Annotated in this window: 17 protein-coding genes; 13 read left to right on the forward strand and 4 right to left on the reverse strand. The window is 64.7% G+C overall.

Annotated elements, in window-relative coordinates; translation table 11 throughout:
• Positions 1-160: 160 nt before the first annotated feature.
• From ASH04_RS20415 to ASH04_RS20435, 5 genes are all read left to right on the forward strand, one after another.
• Complete coding sequence (locus ASH04_RS20415; protein ID WP_235580070.1) at positions 161-1849, forward strand: aldehyde dehydrogenase family protein; 1689 nt, start codon at positions 161-163, stop codon at positions 1847-1849.
• Between the two features lie 42 nt (positions 1850-1891).
• On the forward strand, positions 1892-3478 hold the full coding sequence (locus ASH04_RS20420; RefSeq protein WP_057474391.1) for a GMC family oxidoreductase: 1587 nt from the start codon (positions 1892-1894) through the stop codon (positions 3476-3478).
• A gap of 155 nt (positions 3479-3633) precedes the next feature.
• Positions 3634-4332, forward strand: coding sequence for a hypothetical protein (locus ASH04_RS20425; protein ID WP_032367076.1), 699 nt, complete (start codon positions 3634-3636; stop codon positions 4330-4332).
• A gap of 101 nt (positions 4333-4433) precedes the next feature.
• On the forward strand, positions 4434-4904 hold the full coding sequence (locus ASH04_RS20430; RefSeq protein WP_057474392.1) for a hypothetical protein: 471 nt from the start codon (positions 4434-4436) through the stop codon (positions 4902-4904).
• Entirely contained in the window at positions 4901-5566 is a 666-nt protein-coding gene (locus ASH04_RS20435) for a methyltransferase domain-containing protein (RefSeq protein WP_032367078.1), read from the forward strand. Before ASH04_RS20430 ends, ASH04_RS20435 begins: the two co-directional genes overlap by 4 nt.
• On the opposite strand, the gene ASH04_RS20440 is transcribed toward ASH04_RS20435, so the two are convergent.
• The gene (locus tag ASH04_RS20440) at positions 5553-6836 is read right to left on the reverse strand and encodes a hypothetical protein (RefSeq protein WP_205912728.1); all 1284 of its coding nucleotides are present in this window, start codon (positions 6834-6836) and stop codon (positions 5553-5555) included. The two genes, ASH04_RS20435 and ASH04_RS20440, sit on opposite strands and share 14 nt — an antisense overlap.
• Positions 6837-6948: 112 nt before the next feature.
• On the opposite strand from ASH04_RS20440, the gene ASH04_RS20445 reads away from it, so the two are divergent.
• The 5 genes from ASH04_RS20445 (at position 6949) to ASH04_RS27020 (ending at position 10435) form a co-directional block, all read left to right on the forward strand.
• Positions 6949-7746, forward strand: coding sequence for an S-methyl-5'-thioadenosine phosphorylase (locus ASH04_RS20445; protein ID WP_057474393.1), 798 nt, complete (start codon positions 6949-6951; stop codon positions 7744-7746).
• The gene (locus ASH04_RS20450; RefSeq protein ID WP_032367080.1) at positions 7743-8801 is read left to right on the forward strand and encodes an NAD-dependent epimerase/dehydratase family protein; all 1059 of its coding nucleotides are present in this window, start codon (positions 7743-7745) and stop codon (positions 8799-8801) included. Before ASH04_RS20445 ends, ASH04_RS20450 begins: the two co-directional genes overlap by 4 nt.
• Positions 8755-9447, forward strand: coding sequence for a glycosyltransferase family 2 protein (locus ASH04_RS20455; RefSeq protein ID WP_032383143.1), 693 nt, complete (start codon positions 8755-8757; stop codon positions 9445-9447). The genes ASH04_RS20450 and ASH04_RS20455 overlap by 47 nt, the downstream gene beginning before the upstream one ends.
• A complete protein-coding gene (locus tag ASH04_RS20460) occupies positions 9444-10100 on the forward strand; it encodes a TIGR04282 family arsenosugar biosynthesis glycosyltransferase (protein WP_057474394.1) in 657 nt (218 codons plus the stop codon). Before ASH04_RS20455 ends, ASH04_RS20460 begins: the two co-directional genes overlap by 4 nt.
• Positions 10101-10273: 173 nt before the next feature.
• Positions 10274-10435: a hypothetical protein gene (locus ASH04_RS27020; protein WP_167328661.1), complete on the forward strand. Its 162-nt coding sequence runs from the start codon at positions 10274-10276 to the stop codon at positions 10433-10435.
• Between the two features lie 5 nt (positions 10436-10440).
• Here ASH04_RS27020 and ASH04_RS20470 read toward each other — a convergent pair whose 3' ends face one another.
• Positions 10441-10875: a MarR family winged helix-turn-helix transcriptional regulator gene (locus ASH04_RS20470; RefSeq protein ID WP_057474396.1), complete on the reverse strand. Its 435-nt coding sequence runs from the start codon at positions 10873-10875 to the stop codon at positions 10441-10443.
• Positions 10876-11066: 191 nt separating this feature from the next.
• Between ASH04_RS20470 and ASH04_RS20475 the strand changes: the two genes are divergently transcribed.
• The 3 genes from ASH04_RS20475 (at position 11067) to ASH04_RS20485 (ending at position 14680) form a co-directional block, all read left to right on the forward strand.
• Positions 11067-12119, forward strand: coding sequence for a DUF4185 domain-containing protein (locus ASH04_RS20475; protein WP_057474619.1), 1053 nt, complete (start codon positions 11067-11069; stop codon positions 12117-12119).
• 22 nt (positions 12120-12141) lie between these two features.
• Positions 12142-12765: a class I SAM-dependent methyltransferase gene (locus ASH04_RS20480; protein ID WP_057474397.1), complete on the forward strand. Its 624-nt coding sequence runs from the start codon at positions 12142-12144 to the stop codon at positions 12763-12765.
• Positions 12766-12844: 79 nt separating this feature from the next.
• Positions 12845-14680, forward strand: a complete 1836-nt coding sequence (locus tag ASH04_RS20485; RefSeq protein ID WP_027495393.1) for an acyl-CoA dehydrogenase — start codon at positions 12845-12847, stop codon at positions 14678-14680.
• Positions 14681-15027: 347 nt separating this feature from the next.
• Here ASH04_RS20485 and ASH04_RS26690 read toward each other — a convergent pair whose 3' ends face one another.
• Complete coding sequence (locus tag ASH04_RS26690; protein WP_156394618.1) at positions 15028-15618, reverse strand: hypothetical protein; 591 nt, start codon at positions 15616-15618, stop codon at positions 15028-15030.
• A 967-nt stretch (positions 15619-16585) separates the two neighbouring features.
• Complete coding sequence (locus ASH04_RS20495) at positions 16586-17077, reverse strand: flavin reductase family protein (protein ID WP_027495391.1); 492 nt, start codon at positions 17075-17077, stop codon at positions 16586-16588.
• Positions 17078-17191: the final 114 nt, after the last annotated feature.

A 17191-nucleotide genomic window follows, 5' to 3' on the forward strand; every position in this document is an offset into this window, starting at 1 on the left:
CTGCGCTCGATTGACAGCGGCGGCCCATAGCCTGCCGCCCCGAATGCGACCAGAATCACACTCGAAGCCGTGTATCCGAACGACGAGTGGAGACGAAAAGTTGACCAGCGAAGTCACCCCGCATCTGCAGCCTGTACCGACGAACGGACCGGACGCCACCCTGGCGGTCGATACCGCTCTTGCCGACCTCGACGCAGGCGAGCAGACCTGGGGCAGGCTCGGCCTGGCCGACCGCCGGGCACTGCTCGAGCGCATGCACGCCCTCACCACGACGCACGCGCAGGAATGGGTCACCGCCGCCGCGTCGGTCAAAGGCCTCGACCCCTCGTCCAACCTGCTCGGTGAGGAATGGCTCTCCGGCCCGTACTCGCTTCTCGGCGGTCTCGGCACGCTCGCGCACACCCTCTCGGCGCTCGAGGCAGGCGGTAGCCCGCTGGCCGGAGCGAAGTTCGGAACAGCTCCGGGCGGACGAACGACCGTATCGGTGTTGCCGCTCAACAACTTCGAGAAACTACTGCTCAACGGATTCAGTGCCGAGGTGTGGCTCCGGCCGGGAATCGACCGTGCCACGGCACAGCGCACCGCAGGCCTCGCCCAACTCGACCCGACGCGCACCGCGGGCGTCGGCGTCGTCCTGGGCGCGGGCAACATCACCTCGATCGCCCCACTCGACGCCCTGTACGAACTGATCGCCTTCAACCGCGTCGTCGCGCTCAAGCTCAACCCCATCATGGACCCACTGCTGCCGGTCTTCGAGAAGATCCTCGCCCCACTGGTGGACATCGGCGCGCTGCGTCTGCTCACCGGTGGATCCGACGTCGGCACCTACCTGGTCAACCACGATCGCGTCGACCACGTCCATATGACGGGCAGCGCAATCACCCACGACGCCATCGTCTTCGGCCCGGGACCCGACGGTGCCGCCCGTAAGGCGGCGAACCGGCCGATCCTGACCAAGGAGATCTCCAGTGAACTCGGTGGCGTCTCACCCACCATCGTGTTGCCGGGCGAGTGGAGTCGCGCGGACATCGAGTTCCAAGCCGAACACGTAGCCACCCAGCGACTGCACAACAGCGGATACAACTGTGTCGCTTCGCAGGTCGTCGTGCTGTCCTCGGAATGGAAGCAGCGCGACGAGTTCATCGCAGCCCTGCGCGCCGCACTCGACCGGGCACCGGCCCGCGCCCCGTACTACCCGGGCAGCGACAGACGCGTGTCCGACGCCACCGCCACGTACCCGTCGGCCGAACGGCTCGGCGACGGCGGTGGCCGGGTGCTCATCACCGACCTCGATCCGGGCGAGTACGCACCGCTCCTGCAGACCGAGTACTTCGCACCCGTCATGGGCGTCATCGAGCTGCCTTACAGCGGAGCAGCATTCGCCGCCAAGGCCGTCCAGACGGCCAACGAGGAGTTCACCGGCACCCTCGGCATCAACATCATCGGCACGCCGAGCACCATCAAGGAACTCGGTGAGAAGTTCGACTCCATGCTTGCAGACCTGCGGTACGGCACCATCGCCGTCAATGCCTGGACCGCCCTCGGATTCCTCACCGCATCGGCCACCTGGGGCGCGTTCCCCGGCCACACCGTCGACGATGTGCAGAGCGGAATCGGCATCGTGCACAACGCATTACTGATCGACGGTGCCGAACGGACCGTGGTACGCGGACCCTTCCGCCCACTGTCGAGGTCGCTGATCAGCGGAGAGATGTCCATCTCCCCCAAGCCGCCGTGGTTCGTCACCAACAAAACCGCAGCATCGACCGGGAAACTGCTCACCGCGTTCGCCGGAGCACCGTCCTGGACCAAACTCCCGGCAATATTCGCCTCCGCCCTGCGCGGCTGAGCAGCGTCCAACGACAGCTGCCGACGAACCCGAAGGACAATCATGAGCACACAGAACACAACCGCCGACTACATCGTCGTGGGCGCGGGCTCGGCCGGCGCAGTGGTGGCCAACCGGCTCAGCGCCGATCCCCGCAACAGCGTGATCCTGCTCGAGGCAGGCCCGGAAGACAAGAACAAGTTCGCCCACATCCCCGCCGCGTTCTCCAAACTCTTTCGTACCGAGGTCGATTGGGACTACCTCACCGAACCGCAGCCGGGGCTACGCGACCGCAGCATCTACTGGCCGCGCGGCAAGATGCTCGGCGGCTCCTCGTCGATGAACGCCATGATGTGGGTACGCGGATTCGCCGCCGACTACGACGAGTGGGCGGCCAACTCCGACGACTCGTGGTCGTTCCGCAACCTCGTCGGATACTTCCGCAAGATCGAGAACATCGAGGGCACAACAGAACTGGACGCCGGAACCGGCGGGCCGCTGATCGTCTCCCACCAGCGCAGCTCACGCCCGCTCACCTCGTCCTTCCTCTCCGCCGTCGAGGAAGCCGGCTACTCGGTCGAAACCCCCAACCTGCCCGAACCCACGGGCTTCAGCCGCACCATGGTCAACCAGAAACGCGGTGCCCGCTGGAGCACCGCCGACGCCTACCTTCGCCCGGCGAAGAAGCGCACCAACCTCACCGTCCTCACCGAGGCACAGGCCACCCGGGTTCTTTTCGAGGGCAGCGCCGCCGTCGGCGTCGAATACACCTCCGACGGCGTCACCCATACGGTGCGCGCACACAAGGAAGTCATTCTGTCCGGCGGAGCCATCAACACACCGCAGCTGCTGATGCTCTCCGGCATCGGAGACAAGGAGCAGCTCGCAGCCCACGGCATCACCGTCCGGCACCACTCGCCGGACGTCGGGCAGAACCTCCTCGACCACCTGGCCGCCCTCATCGGATGGAAGACCGAGAAGGACTCCCTGTTCCATGCCGAGAAGATTCCGGAGCTCATCAACTATCTCGCGCGCCGACGCGGCATGCTCACCTCCAACGTCGCGGAGGCATACGGCTTCATCCGGAGCCTCGAAGATCTGCCGCTGCCGGACCTCGAGCTCATCTTCGGACCGGCCCCGTTCTTCGACGAAGGCCTGATCGCCGCCGACGCACACGCCGCGGTCATCGGCACAGTCCTGCTGCAACCCAAGAGCCGAGGCGAGATCACGCTCCGGTCCGCCGACCCTCTGGCCAAGCCCATCGTCGAGCCGCGTTACCTCAGCGACCCCGACGGAATGGACCGCAAGGCCATGATCGAGGGACTGCGCGTATGCGTCGCGCTGTCGGAGACCCCGTCCCTGAAGGGCCAGCTCGGGGACGTCGTACGCCCCAGGGTGGCGTCGAACATCTCCCCGGCGGATCTGCTCACCGAGGCCCTCGAGCAGAACGCGCACACTCTGTACCACCCGGTGGGCACCGCGCGGATGGGCAGCGATGCCGGCAGCGTCGTCGACGCCGCGCTGCGGGTTCGGGGCGTCGACCGACTCCGGGTCGCCGACGCATCGATCATGCCCAGCATCATCCGCGGCCACACTCATGCACCGTCGGTGATCATCGGCGAACGAGCCGCGGATCTGATCCTGGGCTGAGCCGAACGTGAACATGTCTGGTTTGACCGTTCACACCGTGGGGTAACAGGTCGGCACCGCTTCAATGCAGGCATCGCGATGAAGACCCATCCGATCGGCAAGCAGCGCCGAATAACCCACAACGCTCGAGAGACGAGCACGGAAGGTTGACCGACATGTTCACTGTTCGTAAAGCTTTGGCCGCCACCGCAATCGGTGCACTCACCATCGTTCCGCTCGCCGCGTGCTCCAGCGACGACGCATCCAGCACCACCGACGCAGCCACCTCCTCGGAGTCGTCGGCCATGGAGACCACCGAGAGCACTCCCGAGCCCGCAGCCGAGGTCGCCGACCTCAGCAACGGCGTCGACACCGCAGTTGCTCTCGACCCCGGCTTCCTGGGCGCACTGACCACCCTCGGCCTCACGCCGGGCGTAGTCGGAACCGCAACTCTCGCAGACGGTTCCATTCGCTTCCCGATCACCGGTGGCGACGTGAAGTACTGGGAGCCCGGCACGGTCGACCCCTACGTGCAGGGCGAGATCAACCACGACGGCAGCGGATTGTCGCTGACCGCAGGCGAGACCGTGGTCGAGCTGACCAACTTCGACATCGATCCGGGCACGTCGCTGCTCACCGGTGACGTCACGGTCAACGGCGAAGAGGCTGCTGCCGACGCCGTGCTGTTCGACCTCGACGGCCGCACCCTGCAGCCGTTGGCAACCGGCCCCGAGAACACCGCCATCCTGCAGGGCACGCAGGTGAAGATCTCGGAGACCGCAGCCGGACTGCTCAACGACACGTTCAAGACCGACGCTGTCACCCCGGGACTGCTCGTCGGCGTTGCGACCATCACGGTCAAGACTGCCGCATAATCAGCTCCTGAACCCGTGCGCGGGCAGTCACCGACGACGTCGGTGCTGCTCGCGCTCTGGTGCTTTCACAGACGTTTCGTAAAACGCGACAGGGGACCGACATGAGAGCCTTCCGACGGGTATACGGTGGGCACCCTCTGCATGCCGTCGGCCTGGTGCTCTCTTTCGCTCTGGTCGGCTACGTCGTTCACATCGCCGGGCCGAAAACGTTGTGGAACAGCGACATCTGGTGGCATTCCATCGCCGTCTGGTTCTTCGGATCGGTACTGCTGCACGACGCGGTCCTGTTCCCGCTGTACTCGGCGGCCGATCGCCTTCTCACCGGGCTCGGACGACTACAGCTGACCGTCTCGCCCATCAACTACATTCGCGTCCCGGCCCTCGGCACAGCGCTGACGTTCTTGATGTTCTTCCCCGGAATACTGTCCCAGGGCGCGGAGACCTATCGTGCGGCAACAGGTTTGACCCAAGACCCCTTCTTGGAACGATGGCTGGTTCTGACAACGGTGTTGTTCGCCGCCAGCGCCGTCGTCTACTTCATTCGCTTCACCGTGGTACGGAGCCGAACATGAGCGTCACCGCAGACACCCTTTTCCACCGCGCCGCCGCTGGATTGCCTTGCTGGATCGGCGATTCCGACGGCTCGAGAGAACGTCTGCCCACGGCCCGCTGGATGGGCGGAAGCGCATCCTCGGAAGAGGATCGCCGAGCCGACCACGCCATGATCAGCCGATGTACCGGGTCCACCATCGATCTCGGATGCGGACCCGGCCGGCTGACCGAAGCTCTTGCCCGACGAGGACTCTCGGCGCTCGGCGTCGACACGTCGAAGGCTGCCGTCGACCTGACCATCGGCCGCGGCGGAAACGCCGTTCTCCGTGACCTCTTCGAGCCTCTGCCCGGCACCGGCACGTGGTCGTGTGTGCTGCTCGCCGACGGCAACATCGGCATCGGCGGGGATCCGGTGCGCCTGCTACGCCGAGCCGCCGATCTGCTGGCACCACACGGAGCCATCATCGCCGAGGTGGACGAACCGAGTGACTCCGGGATTCGGCACCGCACCGTCCGCTGGGAAACCGACACCATGGTCGGCGACTGGTTCGCCTGGTCGAGTGTCAGCGCCGACGCCACCGCCGACCTCGCCCGCGCCGCCGGCTTGCAGATGGTGGACGTGGCTCCGATCGACGGCCGCTGGTTCGCGCAGATGACTCCGGCTCCGCTCACCAATTCGTGAACAGCAGATGATTGACGGCCAAGGCCCCGATCACCTGCAGCGCCAACCAGAATCGATGTGTTCGACGCGGCAGCACCGCCGGGGCGATCAACATCCACATCGCGAACGGCAGCCAGATTCGCTCCGTCTCCGCTTTGCTCAGCTGACTCAGATCGGCCATCACCACCGCCGCGAGGCCGCCGAGCACCAACAGGTTGATCGGCTGCACCCGCGCGGCGATGCGTGGGAACGCCGCGGGCACAGCGATGCCGAGCGCGCAGAACAGTGCAGCGAAGTTCGCCCAGCCCCAGTACTCGAACGGACGATCCTTGGCGATGCCCTGGTAGTACCGCTCCTGCACCAGCTCGTACCCGTCGTACCACCAGAATCCGTACGCCGTGAAGATCCCCGCAACGAGCAGGGCACCGATCACCGCGCCGAGGAACGGCAGAACCTTTCGGCCCGCTATCAGCACCGCGACCGCCGGCAGACCCATCAACACCAGGCCGTAGTTCAAATAGATTCCGAACCCGAGAAGCACTCCCGCACCGATGGACGCGGGCCACAGCCAGCGCTTCGTCGAGACCGCCAGCAGCGCGATACCCCACGCCGCGACCCCGGCATAGAACGCGTCGGCGGAGACGGCGATCCAGATCGCTGCCGGTGCGATCGCCACGAACGGTGCTGCGCGCCTGGCCATGTCCTCGTCGCCCAGAACACCCAGCGTGAGAACCACAGCAACTGCGGCACTGGTTCCCACCAACACGCACAGCGTTGCCGCCCAAGCCCCACCGCTCAAACCGAGACGGTCGAGCCAGACGAACGTCAGCAGCGCACCGGGCGGATGGCCCGAGACGTGAGTGGTCCACGAATCCGCCTGGTAATCCAGAATGCGCTCGGAGAATCCGCGCAGTGTCGCGGGGATGTCGGTGATGCCGGGCACCTCGTGCAGGTACTCGTCCGTCGAGGCCAACCGGTCGACGAACCCACGCTTCCAACCGTCGACCATCGCCAGCGCCATCGTCCACGCCGCCGACGCACCCCAGACGACGAACAACAGCCGCGTCCAGGACAGGCGTCGAGCCACGGTCGGTCCCCACAGCACGGTCGCCACCGCGATGAGGACGGCGAACGGCGTTCCCCATCCGACATGAACCTCACGAAAACCGAACAGCGGTGCGGCGTCGGCGAAATCGCGCACCTGCTGCGGTGTTCTGTTGATGATCGGGGTGACGATCTCGTTGCCCAGATACGGAACGACGAACGCGACGGCAACGAGCACGACGGCCAGCGCACCGGCGACGGCTTCTTTCCAGTAACGGATAGTGTTTTCTCCCTGCGGACTTGAAGACGAACACGGTTTCGGACCAGCATATCGACCGACGGTGATGGAGGATGGGTAGATGAACACGCAAGCGGGGTTACAGGCCGAGATCGCGGTGATCGGCGGCAGTGGCTTCTACTCGTTCTTCGCCGACGACGCCGAAGAGATCGAGCTGGACACGCCCTACGGATCACCGAGCGCACCGATCACCGTCGGCGAGGCGGAAGGACGACGAGTTGCCTTTCTTCCTCGACACGGCCGCGCTCACGAATACTCGCCGCACACCCTGCCGTATCGGGCCAACATGTGGGCGCTGCGCATGCTCGGTGTCAGCCGCGTGTTCGCCCCGTGTGCCGTGGGATCGTTGGTGGCCGAATACGGTCCGGGAACCGTCGTGATTCCGGATCAACTCGTCGATCGGACGTCCGGCCGCACCCAGACCTACTTCGACAACGGCGGCATCCACGTCGAATTCGCCGATCCCTACTGCGCGGAGTTGCGCAGCGCGGCCGTCCAGGGGTCCGCGGTCGACGGCGGTGTCATGGTGGTCGTCGAAGGCCCCCGGTTCTCCACTCGCGCCGAAAGCCAATGGTTCGCGCGCCAAGGTTGGACACTGGTGAACATGACCGGTCACCCCGAAGCCGTCTTGGCCCGCGAGCTCGAACTCTGTTACGCGCCGATAGCGTTGGTGACCGACCTCGACGCCGGGATCGAATCCGGTCAGGGAGTCAAGGCAGTGGACGTGTTCGCCGAATTCCAGAAGAACATCGAACCGCTCAAGGCGCTCGTCCGATCCGCAGTGCGCGACGCACCGACGGGCGAGTGCCCCCACTGCCGGGTGCACGCCGGAGTCACACTGCCGGTCGAGCTGCCATGACTCGCGTACTGCTCACCGGCGCAGCCGGATTCATCGGGGGCCACATTCTCGACGCAGCGCGCGACACCGATCTCGAGATGGTCGCCGTCGACGCCATGTTGGGTTCGGCCCACGGACCCGGCGCGACAGCCGAGGGCATCACCGATCTGGATGTGCGAGACAAGGATTCACTCGTCGAAGCGCTACGCGGTGTGGATGTCGTGTGCCATCAGGCTGCTGTCGTCGGCGCAGGCGTCGACGCCGCGGACGCGCCGGCATACGCCAGTCACAACGACTTCGGAACTGCAGTCCTGCTCGCGGCAATGTACGAGGCAGGGTGTTCCCGCCTGGTGCTGGCATCGTCGATGGTGGTCTACGGCGAAGGGCGCTACCTCAATTCCTCCGGCGAGACCGTCGTGCCGCGACCGCGTACCCGAGCCGATCTGGACGCCGGGCTGTTCGACAACCGCGACCCTGCGTCCGGCGAGCCACTCGATTGGCTACTGGTCGAGGAGGATTCACCGCTGCAACCGCGCAGCACCTACGCAGCGAGCAAACTGGCGCAGGAGAACTACGCCTCCGCGTGGGCACTGTCGACCGGTGGTTCCGTCGTCGCGCTGCGCTACCACAACGTGTACGGCCCGCACATGCCGCGCAACACCCCGTATTCCGGTGTGGCGGCAATGTTCCGGTCCTCGCTCGAACTCGGGAAGCCGCCCACGGTCTACGAGGACGGCAAGCAGGCCCGCGATTTCGTCCACGTACACGACGTGGCAGCAGCGAACATCGCGTCCATCTCCGCCGAACTGGACGGCTTCACCGCGCTCAACGTGTGCTCGGGTCATCCGATCACCATCGGGGAGGTGGCGTCCGTTCTCGCCGACGCGAGGGGTGGACCGGCCCCCGAGGTCACCGGCCAGTACCGAGCCGGGGACGTACGGCACATCGTGGCCAGTCCACAGCGGGCAGAACAGGTTCTGGGATTTCGCGCGCAGATCCTGCCGCAGGACGGTCTCACCGCGTTCGCCGATGCTCCGTTGCGCGACGCCGAGGGAACGGGCCCACCCCGTGTCTGAGCCCGGATCGGTCACCGTCGTCATTCCCTGCATGAACGAAGCCGAATCGCTTCCGGCCGTGCTGGATTCGATCCCGCCGGGATATCGAACGATCGTCGTGGACAACAATTCGACCGACGCCACCGCCGCGGTGGCAGCCGCCCACGGCGCGGCAGTGGTAGCGGAAACCGTGCCTGGATACGGAGCCGCCGTGCACGCGGGCGTCCTCGCCGCCGACACCGATATCGTCTGCGTGCTCGACGGAGACGGCTCGATGGACCCACGCGACCTACCCACCCTGGTGGCTGCACTGGACAGCGCAGACCTGGCCGTCGGCCGTCGCCGGCCCGCCAAGGGAAGCTCCCCGCTGCACGCAAAAATAGGCAATGCCGTTCTGTCTCTTCGACTTCGGACCAAGTACAAGTTGCCCGTACACGACCTCGGTGCCATCCGAGCGGTCCGCCGACAAGCGCTACTCGACCTCGATGTCACCGACCGACGCTCCGGCTACCCGCTGCAGCTACTCGTGCTCGCGGCCGAGGCCGGCTGGACCGTCGTCGAACACGACGTGGACTACCGACCACGAACCGCAGGCACGTCCAAGGTCTCGGGCTCGGTCCGCGGCACCATCGTGGCCGTGCGCGACTTCTGGAAGGTGCTCTCGTGACCGTCACCGCCCTCGTCGTGGCCAAAGCGCCCGTTCCAGGACTTGCCAAGACCCGTCTCGCCGCCACGATCGGCGACGCGGCCGCCGCCGAGGTGGCAGCCGCCGCACTGCTGGACACCCTCGACGCCGTCGCGGCAGCGAACGTCGACCACCGCGTCGTGGCCCTCACCGGCCATCTTCACGACGCGGCCCGCGCCGAGGAACTCACCCGAGCCCTCGCGTCGTTCACCGTGATCCCGCAGCGCGGCGACGGACTGGGCGAACGGCTGGCGAATGCGCACGCCGATGCCGCGCCCGCGGGTGCGGTACTTCAGATCGGAATGGACACCCCTCAGGTCACCGGGCGACTGCTCAGCGACGCAGCCGCGCTGCTGGCCGACACCGATCTACTCGGTACCGCCGAGGACGGCGGTTGGTGGATCCTGGGTCTACGGAATCCTGCTCAGGCCCAAGCATTGCTGGACGTACCGATGTCTGCACCGTCGACGGGCGACGACACCCGGGTGGCACTGACCGCTGCGGGTGCCGAGGTGACCATGGTGTCGCAATTGCGAGATGTGGATTTCGAGTCCGATCTCGATGTGGTGTCGAATATGTGCACACCGAGCAGTCGCTTTCGCCGAGTCGTCGAACAATTACGCAACACTCATTGATTTCTGTTCTCGAAAAGGCCGCGAAACAATCCATCGGGTCTCTACATCTGTTGGGGAACAAGAAGCTTCACTTTGTCGCATTTGCCGGACCGCACGCGATGTATATCGAACAGCAACACTTCATAACCACCGTTTCACGGCGATTTCTCAGACATCAGTGCTACAAAGTGTCCATGACCGGGTTGCTGATAGGCGTAGTCGTCTGGATGGTGTGCGCTGCAATAGTCGCCACCGTCCTCGGCCGCGTCGCGCACCGAGGAGATTCCGAGGAACTCGGATCCACCATCGAGTGGAATATCGACGGTCTCGATCGCGAAGTTCAACACGAGAACTGACGGTCTCAATCGACTCGATCGACCAATTCGATCAGGATTGCCGACGCTGCGGCCAACGTTTCCCGCTGCCGAGCCGACAACTCGTCCAGCTGTTCGGCAAGAGCGATTTCGCGAGACGCCACTTCGTCGCGAGCAGTCGCGACGCCCGCCTCGGTCAACTGCAGCACCACCTGCCGGCCGTCGGTCGGGTGCGGCTCATGGACAATCAGGCCGGCCTCGACCAACTGATGCGACGACCGCGACACCGACGGCGGCTTGATTCGTTCCCGAGAAGCCAGTTCACCGGTCGTCATCGGGCCCTCACGAAGCAACGTCGTCAGAATCGACAACTGAGCCACCGGCAACCGGTCGCTCGAATGCCGCAGACGCAGTCTCCGATTCAGCCGCATCGCACTGACGGACAGATCCCGCGCCAGCTGGGAATCGGGTAGATCACTCACGTGTCCAGATTACGACACCGAGGGGCATTCGCCCGATTCGCGAAACAGGCTACGAGTTGATTGAACTTGCCCATAACAAACCGCTGCCATGGTTCCGAGGTGTTATCGGGGAAACACCATGAAACGGGGCAGTTTTGACACGCGTGGGATCCAGACTCTTGACAGTCGCAGCACTGACGGTGACGGCATCGATGCTGGTCACAGGCCCAACGGCCCTAGCCGACCCCAACGCAATCAACCCAATCGCCGGTCTGAACGGAACATTCGGATTACCGCAACTGCACGGCCGCGCACAGGCCGTCGCCCAGGTGACCGGAATGTCGAGCCCGAACATGACCCAGAACGTCAACATGATCGGCACCGACCTCGGCATCATGTGGGACAACGGCCGAGGCGAGGTCCTGACCGCCTTCGGCGACACCGCAGGCGTCGGCGTCCCCAACCTCCTGCAAGGCAGCCTCTGGTCCTGGCGCAGCAACGCCATCGTCCGCAGCAACGACCGAAACCTCGCCGACGGCATGAACTTCGACAGCGTCGTCAAGGACGCCGTCGGACAAACCAAAGAAGTCGTCCCCAGCCCCGAGATCCCCTTCGTCGAAATCAGCCGAATCCCCACCGCCGGAGTCGCCGTGGGCGACACCCAGTACCTCAACCTCATGTCGGTCAAGAACTGGGGACCCGCAGGTACCTGGGACACCAACTTCTCCGGCCTCGCCGCCTCGACCGACAACGGAGAGAACTGGGCCGCACTACCCGAGACCCACAGGCCGAGCGCCGGCGGAGATCGAAACTTCCAGCAAAGCGCCTACCTGAAGGACAACGGATACATCTACCAGTACGGCACACCGCCGGGTCGCTCCACACTCGGCCACGTCGCTCGCGTCAGAGAGGCGGACATCACGAGGCTCGGCGAATACGAATATTGGACGGGTAAGGAGTGGAAGAAGGGCGACCCTGCTGCGGCCGCCCCCATCGTCGATGGCGTCGGCGAACTGTCGGTTGCATACAACGCCGCTGTGGGCCAGTACCTGATGATGACCACCGACAACGCCAATTCCATTGTGCTGCGGCGCTCTTCATCGCCCGTCGGCCCGTGGGGCCCGCCCGAGGTACTGGTCGACACTCGCGAGATCAGCTCGATCTACGCCCCGTACATCCACCCGTTCTCGACGGGCCGCGACCTCTACTTCTTGGCGACGGTGTTCCAGAACTACAACGTGCTGTTGCTGCGGGCCACGCTGTAGCAGTTCCCATTAGGCTTCCGGCGTGGACGCTGCCGAATGGGATCGCAAGTACGAACGCCGAGAACTCGTCTACGGCGAGGCTCCGAATGCCACTTTGGTCGAAGTCGCGACGACGCTCCCGCGCGGTCGAGCCCTCGATCTGGCGGCCGGCCAAGGTCGCAACGCCATCTGGCTCGCGACGCGCGGCTGGACCGTGGACGCCGTCGACTTCTCGTCGGTGGCATTGACGCGGGCGAGTCGGGTGGCCGAGTCGGCCCCGCGTTCGGTGCGCGAGCGCCTGACCTGGATACACGCCGATGTGACGAAGCTGGCAACCGAGCCCAACTATGACCTGGTGCTCATGTTCTACCTCCATTTGCCTCCGGACGAGCGCCGCCGAGCCGTATCGGCTGCGGTGTCGGCGTTGAAACCTGATGGAATCCTCATGATTCTCGGCCATCACTCGTCGAACATCACCGACGGCGTCGGCGGTCCACAGGAGCCCGAGATCCTGTACACGCCAGAGGATCTGGCGGCGGACGTCGGGGACCGACTCACGGTCACCACGGCCGAGAACCGGTATCGAGACGTGACCGGCGGCACAGCGATCGACGCTCTATTACTGGCGAGTAGGTCCGCCCTTGGCAGCGGAACCGATCGGGGGTAATATCCGTTAAGTTACCGACGAGTAGCTAACTTGGGCGGTACTCACGAGACCGCACCACCGACTGGAGAGCGAACGAGCAATGGGCCATTACAAGAGCAACCTCCGGGACCTCGAATTCAATCTCTTCGAGCTGTTCGGACTCGACGAGACCCTCGAGGGCGACAACTTCGGCGACATGGACGGTGAAGTAGCCCGTGACATGCTGCGCGAGGTAGTACGCCTGGCCGAGGGCCCCCTGGCGGAATCCTTCGCGGACGCCGACCGCAACCCCCCGGTCTTCGATCCCGAGACCCACAGCCTGAAGCTGCCCGAATCCTTCAAGAAGTCCTACAAGGCCCTCGCCGACGGTGAGTGGTGGCGTGTCGGCCTCGACGAAGAGGTCGGCGGCATGGCAGCGCCTCGCAACCTCTTGTGGGGCATCAACGAGATGCTCCTCGGCTCGCAGCCCGCCGCCTTCATGTACTCCGCAGGCCCCGGCTTCGCAAACATCCTGTACCACAACGGAACCGACGAGCAGAAGGAATGGGCCAAGGTCGCCGTCGAGCGCCAGTGGGGTGCCACCATGGTCCTCACCGAGCCCGACGCCGGATCCGACGTCGGCGCAGGACGCACCAAGGCGATCAAGCAGGACGACGGCTCCTGGCACATCGAGGGCGTCAAGCGCTTCATCACCTCGGCCGTCTCCGACGACCTCTTCGAGAACATCTTCCACCTCGTGCTCGCACGCCCCGAAGGTGCCGGACCGGGCACCAAGGGTCTGAGCCTGTTCTTCGTTCCGTCCATCCTCTTCGACTTCGAGAAGGGTGAACTGGGAGAGCGCAACGGCGCCTTCGTCACCGGCGTCGAGCACAAGATGGGCCTCAAGGCCTCCGCCACCTGTGAGCTCACCTTCGGTGGCCACGGCGTCCCCGCCAAGGGCTGGCTCGTCGGCGAGGTCCACAAGGGCATCGCGCAGATGTTCGACGTCATCGAGCACGCTCGAATGATGGTGGGCACCAAGGCAATCGGTACCCTCTCCACCGGCTACCTCAACGCACTCGAGTACGCCAAGGAACGCGTCCAGGGCGCCGACCTGACGCAGATGACCGACAAGACCGCACCGCGCGTCACCATCACGCACCACCCCGACGTGCGCCGCAGCCTCATGATGCAGAAGGCGTACTCCGAGGGCCTGCGCGCGGTGTACCTCTACACCGCCGCACACCAGGACCCGATCACCGCCAAGCAGGTCTCGGACGCCGACGAAGACATCGCCTACCGCGTCAACGACCTGCTGCTGCCCATCGTCAAGGGCGTCGGCTCGGAGATCGCCTATCAGGTGCTCGCCGAATCGCTGCAGACCTTCGGTGGCTCCGGCTTCCTGCAGGACTACCCCGTCGAGCAGTACATCCGCGACGCCAAGATCGACTCGCTGTACGAGGGCACCACCGCCATCCAGGCGCAGGACTTCTTCTTCCGAAAGATCGCCCGCGACCGCGGCGTAGCCCTGGCTCACGTTGCCGGACAGATCAAGTCGTTCATCGACAGCGAAGCAGGCAACGGACGCCTCAAGGCCGAGCGCGCACTGCTCGCCACCGCCCTCGAAGACGTCCAGGCCATCGTCACTTCGATGACCCAGCACCTCATGGGCGCACAGGACCAGCCCACCGAGCTGTACAAGGTCGGCCTGGCATCGGTGCGTTTCCTGATGGGCTTCGGCGACCTGCTCATCGGCTGGCTGCTGCTGCGTCAGTCCGAAATCGCCATCGCCGCACTGGACAACGGCGCAGAGGGCAAGGACAAGGCGTTCTACGAGGGCAAGATCGCAGTGGCCTCGTTCTTCGCCAAGAACATCCTGCCGCAGCTCACCGCCACGCGCGCCATCCTCACCAACATCGACAACGACATCATGGAACTGGACGAAGCAGCATTCTGATTCCCTGAAACCTTCGACGGCCGCACCTGTTCACGGGTGCGGCCGTTGTTGTTTGTGGGCCGTCGGTCTCGCCTCGGTTGCCGGCCTGCGTAGCGGCGCAAACGCGCGCGCGTTTGTCAGATGCGCGCGGATTCTGCGGGATACTCAGGCGATTTCGCGCGCGTTCGGCAAATGCGTGCGCGTTTGCGACCTAGCCGGGGCCGATGGACTTCACGCGCCACGGTCACCGAACCCGACCCACGTAAACGCTCCCCCTTAGACGCTTCCCCCTAGCCCTGGCGACGCTTCCCCCACCCTGGCGCAAACGCGCGCGCGTTTGTCAGATGCGCGCGAATTCTACGAAATACTTAGGCGATTTCGCGCGCGTTCGGCAAATGCGTGCGCGTTTGCTCCCGACTCGATGTAATTCGCACGCTGCCTCGCGGTGGCGGCAGGGCAGCGGCCCGTTCTACAGCTCGGGCAACGCGAGCCACCAATTCTGCTGGATTCGCCAGGTCCGCCCAGGTCCAGCGCACCACCGGATAGCCGAGATCGCGCACCGCGTCCTCCCGTATCTTCTCCCTGAACACCACGTCGCCGGGGTTCTCATCCTGTCGTAAGTACTTGGTGTACTTGGCTTTACCGTCGAACTCGCACACGACGAGGCCATTGACCATCCAATCGATCCGTGCCACCGATCGCCCACTTGGATCCAGGATCTCCACCTGAGACTCGACGTCGAATCCAGCCTCGCGCAATATGATTCGACTCTGCGATTCCCCGGGGTTTTCACTGCGCCCGTCCATGAGGTTCACGGCTCGTCGCGCCTGCGCCACACCTTTCCAGCCCCGAGCCCGCTGCAACTCCGCGTCGAGCTCACTCTCGTCACAGCACTTCAACGCCACGTCACCTGCGATTACCGCAGACAGCAGCGTCTCGGTTCGAGCAAGGTCGACCACTGTCCGAGCCAGCGAGGTCACCGAGACACCGTCGACCGTCACGCTCGATAAGGACGGTGCACAGTGCACGGTCAAAGCCGTATTCGTACGACCGCCGCCGCGGCGGTGTCGGGTGACGTGAACCTTGTCCAATCCGCCAGTGGGTAAGGGTAATCCGTGCAGTAGTGCAGCCGAACGGTGACTGACGACGTAACCACCGGACAAGATCGGCAAAATCGCATCGATCAACAGTCTGTGCCGCTCCTGTTCTGTCAGCCCGGCCAATCTCGACGACGGAACGTAGACGCCATTCACAAAGCGCTCCCAGCCACCCCGCTCATACATTGCGCGCAACTCGTGATCGGCGCTCCCGTCTGCCAGCGCCTCGGAGCGTCGAATCATTCGGTCGTCCTTCATGCTCCGAGTCTCGGCCATGCGTCGACGGAGTCGAGCTCGAAAGCTGACGACTGTGCACAACTCCAGGCTTGTGGATGAATACAGGTACCGGCGTACCAGTTCGCCTAGCTGTCAGTCCCGCAAACGCGCGCGCATTTGTCAGGTGCGCGCAGAATTGTCGACTATTCGGCCACTATTTCGCGCGCGTTCAGCACGTGCGCGCGCGTTTGCGAAGCAGACGGAGCCGAAACAGGTGGACGAGCAAACGAGGCCGCACCGAGCGAAGCGCAGCTGCACCACCAGGAGAACCGGCTCGGCAAAGCGTCGCTGGCCGACTTCACGAGACCGACCTAACAAACGCGCGCGCATTTGTCAGGTGCGCGCAGGATTGCCCACGATTGGGCCACTATTTCGCGCGCGTTCAGCAAGTGCGCGCGCGTTTGCGAAAACCGGAGGGCGAACCGAACAGGCCGAAGGTGGGCGGACAGGGCCGAACCGGTGGGCGAACCGAACAGGCCGAAGGTGGGCGGACAGGGCCGAACCCGTGGGCGGGCCGAACAGCTGAAGGGGGCCGAACCAAGTCGAAGCGAGACTACTGCTGCAGTTTGCGGAACTTGCTGCCGTGGAACACGATTGGATTGACTTCACTCTGCACTTCGAGGGAATGGATGCGTAGCAACACTATTGCGTGATCGCCCGCTGGAATTTGTTGCTCGACGGTGGTGTCGAGCCAGGCGGTGGCACCGACGATGAAGGCCGCGCCTCCGTCGGTGACGGTGAGGTCGAGACCGGCGAAGCGGTCACCGGTCTTCGCAGCCAGAGTGCGGACGGCATCGTTGTGCGCTTCCCCGAGCACGCTGACGCCGATGTTCGGCGCAACTTCCAGCTTCGGCCACGTGGTCGACGTGTTCTGGATGCACACCGCTACCAACGGCGGATCGATCGACACCGACACGAAGCTACTGGCCGCCAAGCCCACCAGGACACCGTCGATTTTCGCAGCGATTGCCACGACGCCACTGGGGAACTGCGCGTACGCCTCACGAAGTGTCTGTTGATCGAGGACGGTGCGTGTGAGCGTCATGGAGGATGCTCCCTTTCGATCGTGCGGTGCCGAGCGCACCTCTACTGTTGCAACCTCGTCGCGGCGGCATTCGTTCCGGGCATACGTCTACATCCAGCAAACACCCGATCGAGC

It is taken from the genome of Rhodococcus sp. Leaf233, from assembly GCF_001426165.1.
Classification (GTDB): Bacteria; Actinomycetota; Actinomycetes; order Mycobacteriales; family Mycobacteriaceae; genus Rhodococcoides; species Rhodococcoides fascians.